Origin of the sequence: Clostridium sp. D53t1_180928_C8, assembly GCF_015667795.1 — a bacterium.
Taxonomy (GTDB): domain Bacteria; phylum Bacillota; class Clostridia; order Clostridiales; family Clostridiaceae; genus Clostridium.
On sequence record NZ_JADPEL010000005.1, the window covers coordinates 42,421 to 66,414 of the forward strand.

Sequence of the window (23,994 nt, forward strand, 5' to 3'; positions counted from 1 at the left end):
AAGAATTACCATATAAAAATATTACCATGTATTTTATAGAAATACAACTGTTTTTTTCTTGCAAACATTTTTATTTTATTTTTTCATAAAAATAGACTATCCCTCTCTTAGAGATAGCCTATTAAAAATTATTTTTTAGATTTTATAAGAAGATAAACACTGTTTATTAAGAATATTATTCCTGAGAAAAATAATACTAATAGCCATTGTCCTAAATTTAAAGCAACTGTATTAAATACGCCCCTTAAAAATGGTATATATAATATTCCACATATCATAATAATTGAAACTAATACTGCACCTAATAAATATATATTAGATAATACATTTATTTCAAATATAGAATGTCTTTCTGATCTACATTCAAAAACATGTAAAAGTTGAGACATAACTAATGTACATAATGCAATAGTCCTACAAGTTGCTAAGTCCATTCCATAATACCTACCAACCATAAATGATAATAATGTACAAATCCCTATTAAACATCCTCTAACAATAATCTTTTCCCAAAGACCCCTTGCAAATATACCTTCATTTTTTTCTCTTGGAGTCTGTCTCATTATATCTTTATCTGCAGGATCTACACCTAATGCAATGGCAGGTAATCCATCTGTAGCTAAATTTACAAATAAAATTTGTATTGGTGTAAGTGGATTTGGTAAATAAAATAATGATGCTAAGAACATGGTTAACACTTCACCTAAATTACAAGATAGTAAGTATCTAATAAATTTTCTTATATTATCATATATAATTCTTCCCTCTTCCACGGCAGATACTATTGTAGCAAAATTATCATCCATTAAAACCATTGCTGCTGCTTCCTTAGTAACATCTGTTCCTGATATACCCATAGCAACTCCAATATCTGCCTCTTTTATTGCTGGGGCATCATTAACACCATCACCAGTCATTGCAACTATGTTGTTATTCTTTTTAAATGCCTTTACTATTCTTAACTTATGGTTTGGAGATACTCTAGCAAAAACTCTTAACTTCCCTACTCTCTTTTCTAGTTCTTCATCAGACATCTTTTCTAACTCATCACCAGTAATAGCTTGATCATCTGTAGTACAAATATTAATACTCTTTGCAATTGCCAAGGCAGTATTTTTATGGTCACCAGTTATCATTACAGGCTTAATTCCGGCCATTTTACATTTTAATACTGCATCTTTAACCTCTATTCTTGGAGGGTCCATACTTCCAGCAACACCTAAGAAAATTAAATTTTCTTCAACTGAATCATTTTTAACAACATGTTCTTCTTTATAAGCCGCTGCTATACATCTTAATGCTCTATTGGACATAGATTCTATATAGCTATATATTTGCTTTTTCTTTTGAGCAGTAAGTGGTTTTATCTTTCCATTTTCTAATACAGCATTACATCTCTCTAATACTCTTTCTGGGGCACCCTTCATATAACATGTTTCTTTACCATTTGCATTCATTATTACTGTCATCATCTTTCTAGTAGAATCAAATGGTATTTCAAATACTCTATTAGCTCTTGCAATAAATCCTTCTAATTCTTTTATTTCCTTAAAAAACACTTTAACTAAAGCTGTTTCTGTAGGATCTCCCATAACAGCTTTATCTACTTCTTTAATATCATAATTATAATTTGTATCATTACAATATATGAAGGCTTCTTTAAGTTTTTCGCAATCATATATCTTTTCTTTATCTAATTCATAAACTTTACCATTTGTTAAAATTTCTTTTACTGTCATTTTATTTTGAGTTAATGTTCCTGTTTTATCTGAACAAATTACTGAAGTACATCCTAAAGTTTCAACAGCTGGTAATTTTCTAATTAACGCATTTCTCTTAAGCATTCTGCTTACTCCTAAAGCCAATGCTACAGTAACTATAGCAGCTAATCCTTCTGGTATTGCTGCAACAGCTAATGATACCCCTAAAAGGAACATTTCAGTAATATCATTTCCTCTTAATATTCCAAGTACAGTTACAATTATGCATACTACAATACAAACAATAACTAATATCTTTCCTAAAGAATCTAATCTTTCCCTTAAAGGTGACTTTTCCTCTTCTATGTTATCTAGAAGATTTGCTATTTTACCCATTTCAGTTTGCATTCCTATAGAATCAATTAACAACAACCCTCTACCTTTTAAAACTATTGTCCCCATATAGCCTTCATTTTTTCCCTTGTTAGTATCCTTTGATATACCTACTGATTCACCTGTTAATAAAGATTCATCTACAACCATATTAGCAGCATCAATAAATGTTCCATCAGCTGGAATTCTATCTCCTGCCTCTAATATAACAACATCCCCAATTGTTAATTCTCTTGAATTTATAACTTTAATATTTCCATCTCTTATAGCTTTACAAGTTGGAGCCGCCATTTCCTGCAATGCTTCTAACGATTTTTCCGTTCTAAATTCTTGTACAAAACCTAATATTGCATTTACAATTACTATAATAAGTATTGTTACTGCATCTGCCTTGTCTCCAATAATTCCTGATATAATAGTTGCACCTATTAATACCCATACTAAAAAATCATTAAATTGAGATAAAAAAATTAAAACTGGTGACTTTTTCTTTTTATGTTTAAGTTCATTTAAACCATAAGTTTTAATTCTTTTTTCTGCTTCTCTTGTACTTAATCCTCTTGTAAATTCTTTTTCCTGTATCACCCTTTCTCCTCCTCCTTAAGAACTCTTGTATATATATATTAATGTTTATGTAATACTATGAATAATTAAATAAATTTATCCTTAATATACTTTACATTTTTATTTACAAATCTCATTTACAAATATAGAATAGTAGTATGCAAAAATATGTATAAAGCTATTAATCCTATATAGCTTTATTTAAACAAACTAAGGAGGGCATATTGCATGAAAGATATAATTTATGTAACTGGTCATAAAAATCCTGATTCAGACTCAATATGTGCAGCTTACGCATATGCTGAATTTAAAAATAAGATTGGTGATGTTGAGACAATTGCTTGTAGACTTGGTAATGTAAATCAAGAAACTCAATTTATACTAGATTATTTCAACGCAGAATCACCAAAATTCTTAAACACAGTAAAACTTAAGGTAGAAGACTTACAATTTGATAATATAAGTCCAGTATCTCCTGATATCTCATTAAAAACTGCTTGGTCAATCATGAGAGATAAAAATATAAAAACTTTACCCGTAGCAGACGAAAGTGATCATTTATTAGGAGTATTAGCTGTAGCTAACTTAACTTCTTGCTATATGGACATCTGGGATAACAGAATTTTAGCAAAGAGTAATACAACTTTAGATAACATAATTGATACATTATCAGCTAAAGTTTCTTATGTAAATGAAGATAGAAAGTGCTTCCCTGGTAAAATAGCTGTAACAGCTATGCAACCTGACACTATGTCTGAACACATAGAAGAAGGAGATATTGCTATTGTTGGAGACAGAGAAGAAGCTCAAGCTGAATTAATAAATCTTAATGTTTCATTAATGATAGTTACTGGTGGATATGCTCCATCTGAAAAAATAATAAACTTGGCGAAAGAACATGGAGTAACTATTATAGTAACTCAACATGATTCATTCACTGCTTCAAGACTTATTGTTCAAAGTATCCCAGTTGGATATGTAATGATTAAAGAAAATATAGTTTCTTTCACAACTGATGATTTAGTTGATGATATAAAAGGAATTATGAGTGAAACTAGATTTAGAAGCTATCCTGTTTTAGATCAAAACGGAAGAGTTGTTGGTACTGTTTCTAGATACCACCTAATTTCTAATCATAAAAAGAAAGTTATTCAAGTTGACCATAATGAAAGAGGTCAATCTGTTGATGGATTAGAAGATGCTGAAGTATTAGAAATCATCGACCACCACAGAGTTGCTGATATACAAACTAATAATCCAATTTACTTCAGAAATGAACCAGTTGGAAGTACTTCAACAATAGTTGCTAAATGCTTCTTTGAAAATGGAATTAGACCATCAAGAAAAGCTGCTGGACTTCTTTGTGGGGCAATAATTTCTGATACATTATTATTCAGAAGCCCAACTTGCACTCCACAAGACCAATATATCTGCAAAAAGCTTTCTGAAATTGCTGGTATAAACATAGAAGAATTTGCAAAAGAAATGTTTAAAGCAGGAACTTCATTAAAAGGTAAAACTGTTGAACAAATCTTCAACACTGATTTCAAACCATTTACTATTGAAGGTACTAAAGTAGGTATCTCTCAAGTTAATACAATGGATATTGAAGGATTTATGCCTTTAAAAGAAGAAATGTTAAATTATATGGACCAAAAGGCTAAAGAAGCTGGTTTAGAAATGGTTCTATTACTATTAACTGATATCTTAAACGAAGGTTCTGAAATATTAGTTACAGGCGCTAAGCCTGAAATAGTTGAAAAAGCATTTAAGGTTACATTAAAGGATAAGGGTGCATTCCTTCCTGGAGTTCTTTCTAGAAAGAAACAAGTTGTACCTCCAATAACTAATACCATAACTTCTGGAAACTAAATTTTTTCATCAAATTAGTTAGTTAAGAGTTAAAAAAGAAAAGTGAAGAGTAAAGATTAAATATATACTTCTTACCTCTTCACTTTTAATTTTTACTTATTCATTATTAATTACAACACCAAGTTTAGTTGAAATTATGGTGTTAAGTTTATTTATCGAAAGTGTTAATGACATTATCTGTTTTTCTAATCTTATTAGTAAATATGCACTAATAGCTACTGGAAAACCAACATTAGCAATTAAATTAATCAATTCACTTATCTCCATAATCTTACCTCCTAAAATAATAATTACACTTAATATATATCCAGTAACTAATAATTTTTATATTATATTTTTTTATTTTTACCACTGAATATCTTCTTTAATATAACTATCTATATTTTCAGTAGTTATTTTCTTATAAGATGTTTTAAATTGATGGGTCTTATTTAGATCTTTTATTAATTTAGAATTATAATTATATTTTAAATCATATGAAATGTCTATCATCATTTCAGCTTGACTTATATAATCATTAAAGACCGTTCCCTTTAAAGAACCATCCCTTATAGATTTTAACGCCTCTGGTATCCCATCAATTCCAACTATAATAGGTCTATCCTCTTTCTCTATATCTAAATTTTCAAATGCTGATATAGCTCCTAACGCCATATCATCATTATTGCTAAAAACGACCTCTATTTTATCACCAAATTCATTAATCCATTGTGTTGTCTTTTCATACGCTTGTGAGCTTTGCCAATTTGCACTATCACTTGCTAATTTTTCAACCTCAATGCCTAATCCTGTTATCTTTTTAATAGTAGATTCAGTTCTAATAAGCGAATCTTGATGCTCTGGCTCTCCCTCAAGCATAACATATTGAATTTTACCATCTCTATTTTTATCAATACTAAAGTTATCTTTATTATATTGTTCTAATACTATTTTCCCCTGAATAGAACCTGACATTTCAGCATTAGCACCAACATAATAAACCTTATCCCATAAGTTAATATCTTCTTCTACTGGCTCCCTATTAAAAAATATAACAGGTATATCATATTTCTTAGCTTTATTAATTATTACAGAAGCCGCTGTTCTATCAACGATATTAACACATATAATATCGTAATCTTCACTTAAAAACTTATCTACTTGATTATTTTGCAATGTTGAATTTCCCTTTGCATCAGCTATATTTACAGTAATTTTAGTGTTGGTCTCATTTTCTTTTTTTATTACGTATTCTTCAATTACGTTTGTCATACAAGAAATAAATTTATCCTCTTGCTTGTACACAGTTATTCCTATTTTTAATTCATTATTTTTTTGACTTTTAACACCAATATTTTCACTACATCCTATAAAAGCACATCCAATACACACAATAATTATAATTATCCCATTAAATCTCTTAATCACAATAAATTTTATTCCTCCTCTTATCTAACAAATTGAAATAAAATTCTTTCATTTTTAGGCGAGTACATATCATCACTTTCTATTACCGTGGATTTTATTAATTTTAACTTTTCAACTTTTTCTCCAGAATTAAGTTCAATTGCATTTTTTACAGCTATATAACCAATATTAAATTCATTTTGAACTGCTGTTGCGTTTATTATTCTTTCTTCCAATAATGAAATTATTTTATTTGTATTTCCTACACCCAGAATTAATGTATTATTATTTTGATTTTCACTTATAATTTTCTTTTTCAGTTCTGCTATTTTCTCTGTAATATTTCTATCTATACATATTATTGCCCCTAAATTACTTGACTCTATCATGCTATTTAACACCCTATAATCTGTATAATTATCAATACTAGATATAAAATAATTATTATTATTTTCATCTAACAAATCTAAGATACCCTTATATCTTTCATAATAGCTTGTACTTTCATCATCACTTGTAATAATCATTATATTTTTACTCTTACTTATATTATTTAATGCCTCTTCTGCTAGCTTTCTTCCTAAATTATATTCATCACACATTACTTTATTTACATAACTTTTTGTATCTATTGAAGATTGCATCAATACAACTGGAACCTTCTTCCTTGCATACTCAATTGTACTTATTACCTCTTCAGTTTCTATTGGCTTTATTAATAAAGCATCTACTTCATTATCACATTCTCTCTTAATAAGATCTATTTGCTCTTCTTCGTTGTTATCCTTAGATAAAAATAAAAATCTTATATCAGCATTCATTTCTAAGGCTGCTTGTTCTGCCCCCTCTTTTAATATCATAAAACTTTCATCACTTTTACCTGAAGCTATAACTGAAATTTGATAAGTCTTATTTTTATCCCTAAATAATAAATCACAAAAAAGTAATATAAATGATAGAATAAGTAATATAATTAACACAATCAAATTTATTTTTTTACTTTTTTTCATATTTACTATCTCCATTATTAAAATAATCCTCAACTAATATACACGGCATATGAATCCTAACAGTTGTGCCTTCATCTAATTCGCTAAATATACTTAGTCCATACTTACTTCCAAAACAAATTTTTATTCTTTCATTAACATTTTTTAACCCTATTCCAGATCCTTTACTATTTAACTTAACATTTCCACTCAAAATTGCTTCAGCATTTTCCTGGGTCATTCCAAATCCATTATCAATTACATCTATAAATAAATCACATTCATTTATATATGCTTTAATTACAATCTCACCCTCCCCATCCATAAATTCCATACCGTGTTTTATAGCATTTTCAACCAAAGGCTGTATTACTAATTTTAAGCTACAAAGATTTAATGTATTGTCATCATATTCTATAAAATACTCAAACTTATTTTTATAACGTATACTCTGAATTGTTAAATAATTTCGCACATGTTCGATTTCATCTTTCAATGAAATTATATTTTTTCCTTTACTCAAACTTATCCTAAATAATTTTGCTAAAGCAGTTACCATTTTTATTGCTCCATCATAATTTTCATTTTCTATCATCCATATTATCGAATCTAAAGTATTATATAAAAAATGAGGATTTATTTGAGCCTGAAGTGCATTAAGTTCACTTTTTCTTTTCGCCTCTTGTTCTTTAACTATATTATCCATAAGTAAATGCATTTGATTTACCATTGACCTTATTGCTTTTGCTAAATGCCTAACTTCATAAGAACCATCTACTAATATTTCTATATCACTCTCACCATTTTCAAGCTTCTTAACACTTTTTTCAAGCTCTGTTATTGGATTTGTTATCCTAGTTGATACAAAAACATTAGAAAATGTAATTATTGTAATAAATAATAACATAATAAATATAGAAAATATCCCCATTTCACCATAATTATACATTATATCATTCATTGGAGTTACACATACTATCTTCCACCCCGTATAGCCAACTGTCTTAACAGTAATTAATCTACTATTTCCTTGAAACTTCTCTTTATGATTTCCATCCTCATAATCAGAAGCTATAATATTATTCTCATCAATTAGATTTGCATAAATTAATTGTTGCCTTGGATGATATATTATCTCGCCCTCTCCATCTATAAGATAAATATAAGAAGAATTATCCATAGAAACATTTTTAAAAAGTTGTTCTATTCCTGTAAAATTCATATCAACCAACAATACTCCAGAGCTTATCTTACCATTATTAGTTATATCAACAGCCCTACTTAATGATACTACCCACCTATACTTATAATCTGGATCTATAAATAAATTTTGAACATGAGGAGTAGAAAAATGTAGATTTTCACTTTTTCCTTTTGCTTTTATAAACCAATCACTTTGTCTAGGATCAACATAATTCTTTACTTGTGTTAATGGTTGTGCAGCTATAACTTGTCCATATTCTGAGAATACCCCTATACTTACTAGTGAATCTTTATTAGCCTCATATAATAAATTTAACTCTTCACTTATATCATCGTTAGAAAAGTTTGTCTTTTTTATTACTTGATAATATACGGCATTAGATATTTTCATCATATTACGCAAATAATTATCTAAATTTTGATTTACCTGATCTATAAAAAGAACATTATTTTTTGAAATAATCTTCTCCGTGGACTCTACATATCTTAAATATAATATTGCACCTAAGGTTAGTATTCCAATAGCTGCTATAGCTGTAAATGATGTAGCTATTACCTTTTTTATGCTATTTAATTTATACCATTTTTTTATTTTATTTATCCTTATTTTAAATTTATTGAACATAATAGTTATCTCTTTCTATATCTTGTAGGAGAAATTCCAAACTTTTTCTTAAAAACATAACTAAAATAATTTGGTTCTAAGTATCCAACACTTTGCCCTATAATACTTGTCTTACCATCTGTTGTGTTTAAAAGCCTTATCGCTTCCTCCATTCTTATATCAGTTAAATAATTAATAAAACTTACTCCTGTCTCCTTCTTGAATATTGTAGAAAAATAAGCAGGGCTTAAATGTAAAACTAAACACATTTTATCTACAGAAAGTTCATAATCATTATAGTTTTCCTTTATATATTTTTTAGCTTTATCTACAAGTATTTTAGATGAGTTAATTCTCTCATTCTTAATAGCTTCATTTGCTTTATTGGCTGCGTCTTTAAACCATTCTTTTATTTCTAGAATTGAATTTAAATTATTCAAGTATAAATAATTATTAAAATCTTCACCTATTATTTCTGATATATTTAAATTGTACGATTTTATTGTTTTAATTAATGATGTTAAAACTTCTATTCCATATACCCTAAATTCATTTATAGGTAATAATCCCATACTTTCTATATTAAATATTTGCTTTAAAATATTATCTATATCAGTAGCAGTTCCCACTTTTATTGCATCAACAAATTTTCTTTCTAAATTCTCATTAAAATCAAGACTCTTAGACATATCTGGTTCTACATCTTCTATATATATTACTTTTTCTCTCCCTAAAATAACCTTGTACTCTAAAGCATTTTTAGCTTCTTTATATGATAAATTAATATTTCTAAAATTCTTATAAACCTTACCTAATCCAATTACCATACTTCCCTTTATAATTTTTTTAAAACTTCTACAAACTTCATTAAGTCCATTAATAAAACAATTCAATTCTTCTTTTTCTTTTAAATTTCCAATTACTATTACATTATCTAAATACAAAAAACTAGTAAATTCACAGATATTTTTCATTATATCTTGCAATATTTTTTGAGCTGATATAGGAAGTAATTTATCATTTTCTTTAAATATTACATTATCATTATTAATATCTAGGTTAATAATTCCTACAGTAAAATTTTCAAATATAAAATTAATTCTTAACCCATCTAGTTTTTCTTTTAAGTTTACATTATATATTTTTCCTTCAATTGCTGCCGTTAAAAACTGTTCCCTCATTACAGGTATACTTTCAGCATAGTATTTTTGTAACACTTCAACATTTCTTTTTTCATCATATTCTTCATCTAACTTACATTTTAATTTTTTTAGTATTTCTATTAGATTTTCAGAGTTAATTGGTTTTAAAACATACTCAGAAACATTTATACTTATAGCTTTCTGCGCATATTCAAAATCATCACACCCAGAAAAAATTATTATTTTTGTAGCTGGCATAATCTCTTGTATTTTTGCACTTAATTCTAATCCATCCATAAAAGGCATTCTAATATCTGTCATTACTATATCCGGCTTTAAATTAGTAGCTTTCTCCCATGCTTCTACCCCGTTAGCTGCATCTCCTATAACCTTAAATCCATAGCTTTCCCAATTTATTTTTTTAATAACACCAAGTCTAATTTCTTCCTCATCATCAACAATAAGAATTTTATATAATTCCATTTATTAAATCACCCTCTACTTCTTCTAGTGTAATCCTTTACTAATTATATCACTTTATTTATATTTTGTAAAAATAAGTAAAGTGATATATTATTTAAATTATAACAAAAGCAGTCACCTTAAGGTGACTGCTTAAAACTTATGGATTATTTTCTTCTATATTTAGAAAGGTCAATTGCAACTGCTACAGCAATAATTACACCTTTAATAACTTGTTGCCACATAGGACTAACAGCTATAAATTGTAATCCATATTGTATAACTGTAAATATTAAAACACCGCTTACAATTCCACTAACCTTACCTACACCACCGTTAAGAGAAACTCCTCCGACAACACAGGCGGCTATGGCATCTAGCTCATATCCATTTCCGTAGTTATTAGTTGCACCTGCTGTTCTTGCAGCTTCAAGAATACCACCAACACCATATAATAATGATGCAAAAACAAATATTCCCATTATTGTTGCAAATACATTTACACCTGATACTATTGCAGCTTCTCTATTTCCTCCAATAGCATAAACATTCTTACCAAATACAGTTTTATTTAATATAAACCATACTAATACAACAAAAGCTAATGCAATTGGTACCAATATTGATATTCCGGGAAAATCTCCTATTTGGAATAGTTTAGTTTGACCTAATGCAATAAAGTCTGGTCTTACTCCCCCTATTGGTTGTGATCTATTTGGTGCCATATCAAAATATAGAGAACAAACACCATACACTATTACTTGAACTGCCAATGTTGCTATAAATGGATGCATATCATATTTTGCAACTAAAAATCCATTTATACATCCAAAAATCATACAAGCAACTACTGCTGCAATTATTGGAATAATAACAGCTAATTGAGGTAAGTCCGGAAAGAATCTATTTGCATAATCTGATGTTTGTAACATTGATGTTGATATTACAGCTGCAAGTCCAACCATACGCCCTGCTGAAAGGTCTGTACCTGCAATTAACAATGTAAAACATATACCAAGAGCAATTATCATTTTAGTGGATGATTGTGTTAATATGTCTAAAGCAACTTGATATTGCATAAATCTTGGTTGTATTATCATTATAACTACTACTAACGCTAAAAGTGCTATTATAATAGCATTGTTAGTTAAAAAGTTCTTAGCTGTTTTAGCTGAAATTTCAACTTCCATATTGCTATTCTTTTTATCAAAAAACCTTCTTGATCCATATATTAATAAGCCAACTCCTACAAGCATTACATAAATAGGTAAATCATAAAAAACAGCTCTATCTAAAACAAATTTTAATATTATTCCTAAAGCTAAAATAATAGCTCCCATAATCAAAAACATTTCTGAATACTTTTTATTAGAAATAATTTTTGCATTTCCCATATATATCCCCCTCTTTCATTACTTAATAAACTTAGTTGAATAACTCATTATTTTTACTTCGTCTGCTTCATCTTTATCTAATATACCAGTAACTCTGCCTTCACACATTACCATTATTCTATCTGATATACCTAAAAGTTCTGGCATCTCAGATGAAATCATAATAATTGATTTTCCTTTTTTTGCAAGCTCTATCATAATTGAATAAATTTCATACTTAGCTCCTACATCAATCCCTCTTGTAGGTTCATCTAATATTAATATATCCGGATTTGTTAAAAGCCATCTTGCTATTAAAACCTTTTGTTGGTTTCCACCTGAAAGATTTTGAATATCTTCATTTAATGTAGGTGTTTTAGTTTTTAGATTTTGGTTTGATTCCTTTGCCGCTTCATACCTTGCACTTTCTCTTAATACTCCCCAATTAGAGTATTGCTTCTGATTAGCAATAACTGTATTATCTAAAACAGAAAGTATTCCAAATATACCCGTTGCTCTTCTTTCCTCTGTTAATAATGCAAATCCTTGTTTTTTTGCATCCTTAACATTATTTATAATAATCTCCTTTCCATCCTTATAGATGGTTCCAGATTCTATTTTTCTTAACCCAAATATAGCTTCTACAAGTTCAGTTCTTTGAGCTCCTACAAGTCCACCTATTCCTAATATTTCACCTTTATGTAGCTCAAAATTTACATTTTTAAATGATCTATTGTCACTTGAACATAAATTATCAACTTTAAGTACTACTTCACTTTGCACTTCATAATCTTTGTCTGGAAATCTATTAGTCATATCACGACCAACCATACGCTTTATAATAAGATCTGTTGTAAGCTCCCTAGAATGCCAAGTACCTACATATTGACCATCCCTCATAATAGTAACTTCATCAGATATCTTTAAAATTTCTTCCATCTTATGAGATATATATATAATTGCACATCCCTTATCCCTTAACTGATTTATTATTTTAAATAAATGTTCAGTTTCATTTATTGTTAATGAAGATGTAGGCTCGTCCATAATAATTATTTTTGAATTATAGCTAACAGCCTTTGCAATTTCAACTAATTGTAATGTTGATGCAGATAAATTTCCTGCTAAAATTTCTGGATTAATGTCTAATCCAACTTCTTTAAATAATTCTTCTGTTTTTCTTATCATTGCTTTTTTATCTACAGCAATTCCTCTCATAGGAAATCTTCCAAGCCATATATTCTCCATTACTGGCCTAAATCTTATTGGATGTAACTCTTGATGTATCATTGATATTCCTAAATCTAATGCTTGTTTTGAGGACGTAATAACTTCTTTTTTTCCATCTAATATTATTTCTCCACCATCTTCTTCATAAACACCAAAAAGACATTTCATCAAAGTTGATTTTCCTGCTCCATTTTCACCCATTAACGCATGAACAGTACCTTTTCTTACTTTTAAAGTTACATTATCTAAAGCTTTTACCCCTGGAAAAACCTTAGTTATATTATTCATTTCTAATATATACTCACCCATTTAAACACCCCTTTCGGATAGCTATTAGTTTTTAATTAGTAGTTAGTAGTAAATGAAGAAACTCCTTAAGGAGCTTCAATCATAACTCCTAACTACTAACTACTAACTCATAACTACTTTAAGTAGTCTTGATAGTTTTCTTGAGTAACCTTAACATAATCAATCCAAATATATTTGCCATCAGTTACTTCATAGCCTACTGTATCCTTATTTATTTCTTTACCTTGAGATGCAGCTATAGCTACATTAACAGTGGCTTTTCCTTGATTTTCTGCATCATTTAATACTGTACCTAAAAGAGAACCATCTTTCATTGCTTGAAGTGCAGGCGCAGTTGCGTCAACTCCAACTACAGGTATATATTTAGAAGCATCACCTTTGTTATATCCTTCAGCTTTTAATGCCTCAATTGCTCCTAATGCCATATCATCATTATTACAAAGAACTGCTTCAATCTTATCTAATCCTTGTCCAGTTATAAAAGCCTTCATAAGGTCAGTTGCTTTAGCCTTATCCCACATTGCTGTATCAGCCGCAAGCTTTTCAGCTTTAAATCCACCATCTTCAATAGCCTTTATAGAATATTCTGTACGTAATGTAGCATCTTGGTGTCCTGGCTCTCCTTGTAACATTACATATTGAATAACTCCATCTCCATTTTTATCTGCTTCAGGATTTGCTTTAAAGTAATCTACAATAATTTCACCTGATTGAGTTCCTGATTGCTCAGCCTTCGCTCCAACATACCAAACCTTATCATAACCTGCCATATCAGCTTCTTCTGGCTCACGATTTAAAAATACTATAGGTAAATCTTTAGCTTTTGCCTTTTCGATTATTGGTCCTGCTGCAGTTCTATCAACTGGATTTATAGCTAACGCATTAACTCCCTTAGTTATAAAAGTATCAACCTGCTCATTTTGTGTTGGTTGCTTATTTTGAGAGTCAACCAACTCAATTTTTACACCCTCTTCATCTGCTTGATTTTCCATTGCAGTACGAACTCCTGTCATAAATGTATCATCAAACTTATATATCGCTGATCCAATTAATATATTCCCACTATTTTCCTTTTTGGATTGTTCAGTAGAATCTGTCTTTCCTTTATCAGTAGAATCACCCTTAGTATCATTTCCTGAACTACATCCAGCCATAGAACCTGCAATCATAGTTGCAACAACAACCATTGGTAATAATTTTTTTAGTTTAATCATTTTAACCCCTCCAAAATATTCCCGTTTTTATTTGTTTAATTTTTACAATTTAATTATAACGTTTTCATTGTTTTAAACCCATACAAAATTCTTTTCAAAATTATCGAAATTCTTTTAATTTATTAGAAATTCTTTTTATCATTACACAATAATTAGTTTAAATAATATATAAAATATAAAAGAGGTATATTAGAATAACTAATAAGTTTTCTAATATACCTCTTTATTTTAAATTATACTTTCTTAATAATATTATTAAAATAATCTAATATACTTCTATGATTTAATGTTGCTATATCAAGCTTTAAAATTTTACACCATAACTGAATAATATACCCTAATACTATTGCAGTTATTATAGTTCCAATACCTACATAGCCACCTAAAAACCAACCGCAAACTAGAGCACAAATTTCAATAGTTGTTCTTACTAATTTGACAGGCTTTTTTGTAATTCTAGTTAATGCTGTCATCAATCCATCCCTTGGTCCACACCCTAATTCACAACTTAAATAAATACATGTTCCAAGACCTAAAAAAATCATTCCTACTACTAACATTAGTATTCCTATAAATAAATTGTGTACCATCGGGATAACTTTAGTAATTGTTATTAAATCAATAAATACTCCTACAAGAATAGTATTTAATATAGTCCCTATACCTATTTTTATTCCTAAAAACATACTAGATATAACTACTATTATTCCAACTACAATATTAGCTTGTCCTATTGTCATAGGAATTACATTTGTGATACCTTGATGTAATACATCCCATGGTGATAATCCTAAATTAGCATTTATCATAAAAACTATTCCTAATGCTGCTAAAAAAAATCCTAACATAAGTTTAAATATTACAAATAAATATGTATCAATTTCTTTTTTAATATTTAATTCCATAGCCCCATCCTTCTATTCTAATATATAAACTATGTACTAAAGCTTATGTGCCGAAAATTAATATTTTATTTTCGGCATTCTTGTAGTACTAAATCTATTTGACCTTATTGCTTCCATCTAAGAGCTCATTATAAACCTTCATTATTTTTCTTAAAGTTTCATTATTAACATCAAATTTAATATTATCTACTTGAGATATTGGTAATATAGCAACTGAAGTTCCTGATATAAATAATGCATCTAAATCTATTATTTCTGAAGCTCTTATATCTCTTTCATCCACTTCTATACCTAATAATTCTGCTATTTTAAATATTTTATGTCTTGTAATTCCTCTAAGGACATCCTCACCCTTAGCTGTTATAATCTTTTTATCCTTTATTCCAAAGAAATTTGATTTGCTACCTTCTGTTATAAATCCATTTCTATCTACCAATAATGCTTCATGAGCATTGGCAACCTTAATTTTTTCTGAAATTTTAGCTCTAAATGCAGTACTTACTATTTTTAAATTAGGATTTTCTCTTTCACCATAATAAAGAATAACCTTTATACCCTTTTTATAGTACTCATCCTCTGGATAGCAATGCATTATATAATATATTTTGAAATTACCATTATTTATATTATATGTAACCTTTATATTTCCATTAATATTATCATTACTTTGTATAACCTTTATTATTAAACTTTCTATATTTTCTTCACTATCTGGAAATTCTTTATTTATTAATTCAAATGATTTCTTCATTCTAGATAAATGATCTTTTAAAAATACTGGTTTCCCATTAACAACTCTTAAGACCTCATATATTATCTTTTCTTTACAATCTTCATCAGTAAACTCATTAATAGGATATATTATTCCATTATTAAAATAAAATTTATTTATTGCTTCCATTAATATTACACTCCTTTTGAAGATTATTTATTTCCATCTTAAAATTTCTATTTCATGCTTTTTCTTATAATTAATTAAATATGGATTTCCTACTAAATCTAATAAAGGTTTATCTGAAAGAGAATCAGAGAACATATATGAATTTTTAAAATCTACTTTTATATTTTTTTCTTTTAATACTTCATTTAATCTTCTAACCTTTTCTTCACCCTTACAGTTATTTCCGCTCATCTTTCTTATGAATTTTCCACCCTCAAAAGTAAATTTAGTTCCAATTATTAAATCTACTTCTTTAATTGCATAAAATTCTTTAACATAAAACTCTGGAGATGCTGATATTAATACTACCATGTATCCTTCACTTTTTAACTTTTTTATCATATCAACTGCATCTTTATACAATATAGTACTTAATCTTTCATCATAAAAAGATTTAGTAAGCTTAGCTAATTCTGTTTCCTCTATATTTTCTATAAACTTTAAAAAGCATTCTTTAACCTTTTTCTCATCATAAACTTTAATTCCATACATTGCTCCAGAATATAATGCTCTTGGTAAAAATTTTATATTTTTTATATCCTTAGATACAATATATTTAAAAAATTCCATTAAAGTTTCTTTTCTTGTTATAGTATAATCTATATCAAATATTGCTAATTTTTCCACGTCTACTCCTCCAACTCCTTTTTAGTTAGAAATTATTAGTGTTTAATTACTAATTACTAACTATATAAAGGCTGAGCATTTTATATGCTACAGCCCCTTTTTTATTTTAACTCATTAACAAAATTATTAATTCTTTCTAAACCTTTTTCAATTAATTTCATTGAAGTTGCATAAGATACTCTTACATAATTATCTAATCCAAAAGCTTTTCCTGGAATAACAGCTACTTTTTCATACTCTAATAATTTAGCTGAAAACTCCATTGAATCATTTATTTTTTCTCCATTAATTTCTTTTCCTAAGCATTTATCAATATTTATCATAATATAAAATGCACCTTCTGGTTTAATTATGCTTAAGTTATTCATCGCTTCTAAAGTTTTAACCATGTAGTTTCTTCTTTTCTCAAACTCAACAATCATTTCCCTAACTTTATCCTGTGATCCATTTAAAGCCTCTATTGCGGCATATTGAGTTATTGAACAAACATTAGATGTCATATGACTTTGAATATTAGTCATTAATTTTGCTATTTTTTCGCTAGCTCCACAATAACCTAATCTCCATCCTGTCATAGCGTAAGATTTAGATAATCCATTTATAACAATAGTTCTTTCATATGCATCTTGAGAAACACTAGCAATACTTACATGCTTCTTTCCATCATATATTAACTTCTCATACATTTCATCTGAAACAATTATAAGATCATATTTTTTAGCAAATTCTGCAATTTCTATTAATTCATCTCTATTATAAATAGTTCCTGTTGGATTATTAGGAGTATTTAATATAATAGCTTTTGTTTTTGTAGTAACTGCTTTTTCTAAGTTTTCACTAGTAAATTTATAAGCAGATTTTTCATCACTATCTACAAAAACAGCCTTTCCATCAGCTAATCCTATAAGTTCAGGATAGCTAACCCAATAAGGACTTGGTACAATTACCTCATCACCTGGGTTTAATATAGCTAAAAATGCATTTGCAAGTGATTGCTTAGCCCCAGTTGATACAACTATTTGAGATGGATTATATATTAACCCATTATCTTTTTCAAATTTTTTACATATGGCTTCTCTTAATGGAAGTATTCCATTTACATTAGTATACTTTGTATTTCCCTCTTCCATAGCTTTTATAGCAGCATTAATTATATTTTGTGGAGTATTAAAGTCTGGTTCACCTGCACCAAAACTAATTACATCAATTCCACTTTCCTTCATATCTTTAGCCTTTGCTGTTATTGCTAAAGTTACTGATGCTTCTATTCTTTGTGCTTTTCTTGATAGTTCCATTATTTTGCCCCCATTATCTATTATTAAATTTAATAAATTTTTCTAAATACTCTTCATTTAATCCATAACTTCCTATTGATAGATTATCATAACCTAATGTTTTTCCATGATAATCACTTCCTCCAGTTATGCATAGTTTATACTTTTTTGATAAATTAAAAAATTTATTTATATCGCCTTGTGAATGGCTTGGATGATATATCTCTATTCCCTTTAGACCAAAGCATCTTAATTCCTTTAAGATATTTTCGACTTCAATTTTTCTATATATTTGCCCGGGATGAGCTAAAATAGCTACACCTCCAGCTTTATTAATTACATCTATACAATCTTTATAATTTAACCTAAATCCTTTAACATAGCCAGGCTTTCCTTGAATTAAAAAACTTCTAAAAGCACTTTTATAATTATCGAAATAACCTTTTTTAACCATTGCATTTGCAACATGACTTCTTCCTACAGTTGCATCTATATCTACAGCTAAATCTTCTATATCTAAGTTAATATCATATTTATTCAATTTATATAGTATATCTTCTACTCTTTTTATTCGTTGAGTATTTAACTCTTTTGCAAGTTCTTGTAACTCCTTATTATCAATATCCATAAAATACCCCAATATATGCAATTCCATTTCTTTATATTCAGTGCTAAGTTCTATTCCTGGAATTATATTTATTTCTTTATAATTATTTTTAGTTACATACTGTGATGATATAGAATCATGATCTGTTATAGAGATATACTTTATATTGTCTTTTATTGCTATTTTAATTATTTCCTCTGGACTCTTTACTCCATCAGAATAATTTGAATGAATATGTAAATCCGCATACTTCATCTTATTCACCTTTTTCTCTTTAAGTGAAATTTTAATTTATGACTTTTACTTAGTTTAAGTTACTTATCAAATTGTTATTCTAACTTATATTATAATATCTTAATTTTAATATTATTTTTAAATTTTCCAAGTAATATTTCCCATAATAAAAATATATCATCTTACCTTTAAAATGTAAATTGAAAACAAATAATAAAATTCACTATACTAATATAAAAAAAAAGAGATTACACAAATTAATTTGCATAATCTCTTTAAATATTATTCGTCAGCTAAAACGTTAGTATAATATTCTGTTACTTTATCAAATTCAGCTTCTTCTGGAACTATAAGTTCTCCTTCTTCAGTTGATCTGAATAAGTAAACTGATTCATCTTCTGGATTTTGAGCTAATACATATTCATTTTCTTCAAATTCAAATGCATCAACTATTGGGCAAGATATAACATTTCCGTTATCATCTTCTAAATCAACAACAAAGTGTTCATGTTCGTGTTCTCCACACCCACAGTTATCTCCACATCCGTGGCTATCATGATCGTGTCCGCATCCGCAGCCTTCGCCGCATTTATTTAATTCGTTATCCATTTTACATTCCTCCTTAATAAATAAGTTAAATAATTAATTATTACTTAACTTAACTAGTCTTTATAATTGTACCCTTATTCTTAGGAAAATAAAAGAAAAATATATTTTTTTTATAAAAATTTGATATATTTCTATAAATACAAAATAAAAAAAAGAGACTTTCGTCTCTTTTTTATTAATTTATTGCTATTCTTGATTAGCAAGCTTTCTATAATTTTCTAATCTTTCCATTGCATCAGCTTGTGTTTTTTCAAATAAAGCATCTGCTGCTTCTGGGAATGCTTTAGCTAACGAAGCATATCTAACTTCACCCATTAGGAATTCTCTAAAATCTCCCTTAGGTTCTTTTGAATCTAAAGTAAATGGATTTTTAATTCCTTTTAGTGCTGGATTATATCTATAAGTTGCCCAATATCCACAATCAACAGCTTTCTTAGTTTCTAATTGTGAATTAGTCATACCTATTTTTATACCATGGTTAATACATGGAGCATAAGCAATTATTAATGATGGTCCATTATAACTTTCAGCTTCTGAAATAGCCTTAAGAACTTGGTTCTTATCAGCTCCCATTGCAACTTGTGCAACATATACATAACCATAACTCATAGCCATCATTCCTAAGTCTTTCTTCTTAGTTCTCTTACCAGAAGCAGCAAATTTAGCAATTGCAGCTGTTGGTGTAGACTTAGAAGATTGTCCACCAGTATTTGAGTAAACCTCTGTATCAAATACTAATACATTTACGTTTTCTCCTGATGCAAGTACATGGTCAAGTCCACCGTATCCGATATCATATGCCCAACCATCTCCACCAAAAATCCATTGAGATCTCTTCACAAAGAACTCTTTATCATTTAAAATAGTTTTAGCTATTTCAGAATCACAATTTTCAAGTGCAGTTGATAAAGCATTTGCTCTTTCTCTAGTTCCAGCACTTTCATCCATATTATCTAACCAATCTTTTAATACAGTTTTAGTATCATCAGCTAAATCACTGTCTAATGCAACTTTTACATTTTCAGCAATTCTATCTCTGATAGCTTTAACTCCTAAGAACATACCTAAGCCATACTCAGCATTATCTTCAAATAATGAGTTTGCCCAAGCTGGACCATGCCCATTATGGTTAACTGTATATGGCGTTGCTGGAGCAGATCCTCCCCAAATTGAAGAACATCCAGTAGCATTAGCTACCATCATTCTATCACCAAATAATTGAGTTACAAGTTTAGCATATGGTGTTTCTCCACACCCTGCACAAGCACCTGAGAACTCAAGAAGTGGTTGCTCAAATTGGCTACCCTTTAAAGTGTTCTTATTCATTGGGTTCTTCTTAGCAGATACTTCTGTAGTTGCATAGTCCCAAGCCTCAATTTGGTCATGTTGACTATCTTGTGGCTTCATAACTAAAGCCTTATTCTTAGCTGGACATACTTCAGCACAATTTCCACAACCCGTACAATCAAGAGGTGTAATACCAATTGAGAACTTATATGGAACTTCTGTCTTTAATGCCTTAGCATCAGTAATCTTCATTGAAGCAGGTGCTTTTTCAGCCTCTTCACCAGTTAATAAGAATGGTCTTATTGCAGCATGTGGACATACTACAGCACATTGATTACATTGAATACAATTTTCAGGTACCCATTCTGGAACATTAATTGCAATTCCTCTCTTTTCATAAGCTGCAGTACCAGCCATGAATGTACCATCTTCCATACCATGCTTAACAAATGTAGAAACTGGTAATCCAAATCCTTCTTGTCTATTCATAGGGTCAACTATGTCTTTTATAAAGGCTGGAATTTCTTTAGTAGTAGATACTTCTGATTCTACTGCATTTATCCAAGTTGCTGGAACATCTATCTTAACTATAGCTTCAACACCTGCATCTATAGCAGCATTATTCATATTAACTACTTTTTCACCTTTTTTCCCATATGATGTTACAACTGCTTGTTTTAAATACGCTATAGCTTCATCAACTGGAATTATATTAGCTATTTTAAAGAATGCAGCTTGCATTATCATATTTATTCTTCCACCAAGTCCAATTTCTTGGGCTATCTTAACAGCATTTAATGTATAGAATTCTATATTCTTTTCAGCTATAGTTTTCTTCATTTCTGCTGGTAATTTTTCATCTAATTCTTCAGGTGTCCAAATTGTATTCAATAAGAACTTACCATTTTTCTTTAATCCATCTAATACATTATATTTATAAACATATGATTGATTGTGACATGCTACAAAATCAGCTTTATCTATTAAATATGGTGATTTAATTGGCTTCTTACCAAATCTTAAGTGAGAAACTGTTATACCACCTGATTTCTTAGAGTCATATGAGAAATATCCTTGAGCATACATATCAGTATGGTCACCGATAATCTTAATAGCACTTTTATTAGCACCAACAGTACCATCTGAACCTAATCCCCAGAATTTACAAGCCTTAGTTCCTTCTGGAGTAGCATCTATATCTTCTACTGTTTCAAGCGAAGTAAATGTTACATCATCAACTATACCAATCGTAAATCCATTCTTAGGCTCGTCCTTAGAAAGGTTAGCATAAACAGCTGCTATATCTGAAGGATTTGGATCCTTTGAACCTAATCCATATCTACCACCAACTATAATTGGAGCATTTCCCTTACCTGCAAATGCACTTACTACATCTAAGTATAATGGCTCACCTATTGATCCTGGTTCCTTAGTTCTATCCAAAACTGCAATTTTCTTAACTGTATCTGGAATTGCAGCTAATAATTTTTCTATTGAGAATGGTCTATAAAGTCTAACCTTTACAACACCAACCTTTTCTCCTCTAGCATTTAAATAATCTACTGTTTCTTCAGCAACATCAGTTCCTGAGCCCATAGCAATTATTACTCTATCAGCATCTTTTGCTCCATAATAATCGAAGCAATGATACTCTCTTCCTGTTAATTTAGTTATTTCAGCCATATATCCTTCTACTACTTCTGGAATATCATCATAGAATCTGTTTACAGCTTCTCTTGTTTGGAAATATATATCTGGATTTTGAGCTGTACCTCTAGTTACTGGATGATCTGGATTTAATGCAGATTGTCTAAATTCTTTTACTGCATCCCAATCAACTAGCTTGCCTAACTCATCATATTCTAAAACTTCAATTTTTTGAATTTCATGTGATGTCCTAAACCCATCAAAGAAGTTCATAAATGGAATTCTAGTTTTTATAGCAGCTAAATGTGCAACTGCTGATAAATCCATAACTTCTTGAACTGAACCCTCTGCAAGCATCGCAAAACCAGTTTGTCTTGCAGCCATAACATCTTGATGGTCTCCAAAAATATTTAATGAAGATGTTGCTAGTGCTCTAGCAGACACATGTATAACCCCTGGAAGTCTCTCTCCAGATATCTTGTACATATTAGGAATCATTAATAATAAACCTTGTGAAGCTGTATATGTAGTAGTATAAGCTCCAGCCTGTAATGATCCATGAACCGCTCCTGCTGCTCCTCCCTCTGATTGCATTTCCATAACCTTTACTGGTTGTCCAAAAATATTTTTTCTACCTTGTGCAACCCATTCATCAACATGTTCTGCCATTGGTGATGATGGAGTTATAGGATAAATAGCAGTTACTTCTGTAAACGCATATGATACGTGTGCAGCAGCAGTGTTACCATCCATAGTCTTCATTTTTCTCATCTTGTCTACCTCGCTTCCCTTTTTTAAAATTAAGCATATAAATAATATGGTATATATCGAATTAAACTATATTTAATTTCAATAATATACCATTGTTGCTTACATAAACTGCATAATTTATTCACTTAGTAGATATGAAACAAATTAAAATTCCATTTCTGAAGTTAATAACTTCCCTAATTCCTTAGCCTTCATCAAGTTATTTTGTTCAATAGAATCCTTAACTGTTAACTTTCCTAAAACATTAAATCCATAGTCTTCCATATTACTTTCCCATTTATCAATAAACTTAGTATCACGCCATCCACATGATCCAAATAATATTAAAGGCTTATTTTTAATTTCTAATCCTCTTAAACTATTAATAAAAGGCTTCATATCTATTTCTTCTATATCATCGTTTATCATTGCTGGGCTTCCAAAAGCTACTGCATCTGCTTCTATAACATCTGTAATAGATGCATCTGCAACATGTTTTGTTTCAACTTCTACATCTCCTATACTAGCTCCTTCTGCTATAGCATTTGCTATAATTTCAACATTTCCACCATTACTCCAATATATTATTGAAACTTTTTTCATTTTAGCACCTCTTCTACTTTTGTTAGATTATTATGTTAAATTTTCCATTAATTTCATTATATAACACTAA

The 23,994-nt window shown here is 29.1% G+C and carries 18 protein-coding genes; 1 reads left to right on the forward strand and 17 read right to left on the reverse strand.

All coding sequences use genetic code 11. The features are described from left to right. Positions 1-128: 128 nt before the first annotated feature. Positions 129-2,678, reverse strand: coding sequence for a calcium-translocating P-type ATPase, PMCA-type (locus I4V51_RS05350; protein WP_195987287.1), 2,550 nt, complete (start codon positions 2,676-2,678; stop codon positions 129-131). 207 nt (positions 2,679-2,885) lie between these two features. On the opposite strand from I4V51_RS05350, the gene I4V51_RS05355 reads away from it, so the two are divergent. Continuing rightward, positions 2,886-4,529: a putative manganese-dependent inorganic diphosphatase gene (locus I4V51_RS05355; protein ID WP_195987288.1), complete on the forward strand. Its 1,644-nt coding sequence runs from the start codon at positions 2,886-2,888 to the stop codon at positions 4,527-4,529. Positions 4,530-4,625: 96 nt separating this feature from the next. Here I4V51_RS05355 and I4V51_RS05360 read toward each other — a convergent pair whose 3' ends face one another. From I4V51_RS05360 to I4V51_RS05435, 16 genes are all read right to left on the reverse strand, one after another. After that, on the reverse strand, positions 4,626-4,796 hold the full coding sequence (locus tag I4V51_RS05360) for a YvrJ family protein (protein ID WP_195987289.1): 171 nt from the start codon (positions 4,794-4,796) through the stop codon (positions 4,626-4,628). 78 nt (positions 4,797-4,874) lie between these two features. Then, positions 4,875-5,936, reverse strand: a complete 1,062-nt coding sequence (locus tag I4V51_RS05365) for a galactose ABC transporter substrate-binding protein (protein ID WP_347708644.1) — start codon at positions 5,934-5,936, stop codon at positions 4,875-4,877. Between the two features lie 20 nt (positions 5,937-5,956). Then, positions 5,957-6,925, reverse strand: a complete 969-nt coding sequence (locus tag I4V51_RS05370; RefSeq protein ID WP_195987290.1) for a substrate-binding domain-containing protein — start codon at positions 6,923-6,925, stop codon at positions 5,957-5,959. Further along, positions 6,912-8,732, reverse strand: coding sequence for a sensor histidine kinase (locus I4V51_RS05375; protein WP_195987291.1), 1,821 nt, complete (start codon positions 8,730-8,732; stop codon positions 6,912-6,914). The genes I4V51_RS05370 and I4V51_RS05375 overlap by 14 nt, the downstream gene beginning before the upstream one ends. A gap of 5 nt (positions 8,733-8,737) precedes the next feature. Continuing rightward, entirely contained in the window at positions 8,738-10,336 is a 1,599-nt protein-coding gene (locus tag I4V51_RS05380; protein ID WP_195987292.1) for a response regulator, read from the reverse strand. A gap of 146 nt (positions 10,337-10,482) precedes the next feature. Beyond that, positions 10,483-11,709, reverse strand: coding sequence for a galactose/methyl galactoside ABC transporter permease MglC (mglC, locus tag I4V51_RS05385; protein ID WP_195987293.1), 1,227 nt, complete (start codon positions 11,707-11,709; stop codon positions 10,483-10,485). 18 nt (positions 11,710-11,727) lie between these two features. Beyond that, entirely contained in the window at positions 11,728-13,227 is a 1,500-nt protein-coding gene (locus I4V51_RS05390; RefSeq protein WP_195987294.1) for a sugar ABC transporter ATP-binding protein, read from the reverse strand. A 113-nt stretch (positions 13,228-13,340) separates the two neighbouring features. Continuing rightward, positions 13,341-14,441, reverse strand: a complete 1,101-nt coding sequence (locus I4V51_RS05395) for a galactose ABC transporter substrate-binding protein (RefSeq protein ID WP_195987295.1) — start codon at positions 14,439-14,441, stop codon at positions 13,341-13,343. 233 nt (positions 14,442-14,674) lie between these two features. Then, entirely contained in the window at positions 14,675-15,346 is a 672-nt protein-coding gene (locus tag I4V51_RS05400; RefSeq protein WP_195987296.1) for a hypothetical protein, read from the reverse strand. Between the two features lie 94 nt (positions 15,347-15,440). Further along, complete coding sequence (locus I4V51_RS05405) at positions 15,441-16,247, reverse strand: aminotransferase class IV (protein ID WP_195987297.1); 807 nt, start codon at positions 16,245-16,247, stop codon at positions 15,441-15,443. A gap of 27 nt (positions 16,248-16,274) precedes the next feature. After that, positions 16,275-16,913: an HAD-IB family hydrolase gene (locus I4V51_RS05410; protein ID WP_195987298.1), complete on the reverse strand. Its 639-nt coding sequence runs from the start codon at positions 16,911-16,913 to the stop codon at positions 16,275-16,277. 101 nt (positions 16,914-17,014) lie between these two features. Then, entirely contained in the window at positions 17,015-18,208 is a 1,194-nt protein-coding gene (locus I4V51_RS05415) for a pyridoxal phosphate-dependent aminotransferase (RefSeq protein ID WP_195987299.1), read from the reverse strand. Between the two features lie 13 nt (positions 18,209-18,221). Then, the gene (locus I4V51_RS05420) at positions 18,222-19,049 is read right to left on the reverse strand and encodes a PHP domain-containing protein (RefSeq protein ID WP_195987300.1); all 828 of its coding nucleotides are present in this window, start codon (positions 19,047-19,049) and stop codon (positions 18,222-18,224) included. A 261-nt stretch (positions 19,050-19,310) separates the two neighbouring features. Beyond that, positions 19,311-19,637 (reverse strand): DUF1292 domain-containing protein, encoded by a 327-nt coding sequence (locus I4V51_RS05425; RefSeq protein ID WP_195987301.1) that lies wholly within the window; start codon positions 19,635-19,637, stop codon positions 19,311-19,313. A gap of 186 nt (positions 19,638-19,823) precedes the next feature. Then, positions 19,824-23,342 (reverse strand): pyruvate:ferredoxin (flavodoxin) oxidoreductase, encoded by a 3,519-nt coding sequence (gene nifJ / locus I4V51_RS05430; RefSeq protein WP_195987302.1) that lies wholly within the window; start codon positions 23,340-23,342, stop codon positions 19,824-19,826. 144 nt (positions 23,343-23,486) lie between these two features. Continuing rightward, positions 23,487-23,924 carry a flavodoxin domain-containing protein gene (locus I4V51_RS05435; RefSeq protein WP_195987303.1) on the reverse strand — a complete coding sequence of 146 codons (438 nt, stop codon included), beginning with the start codon at positions 23,922-23,924 and terminating at the stop codon, positions 23,487-23,489. Positions 23,925-23,994: the final 70 nt, after the last annotated feature.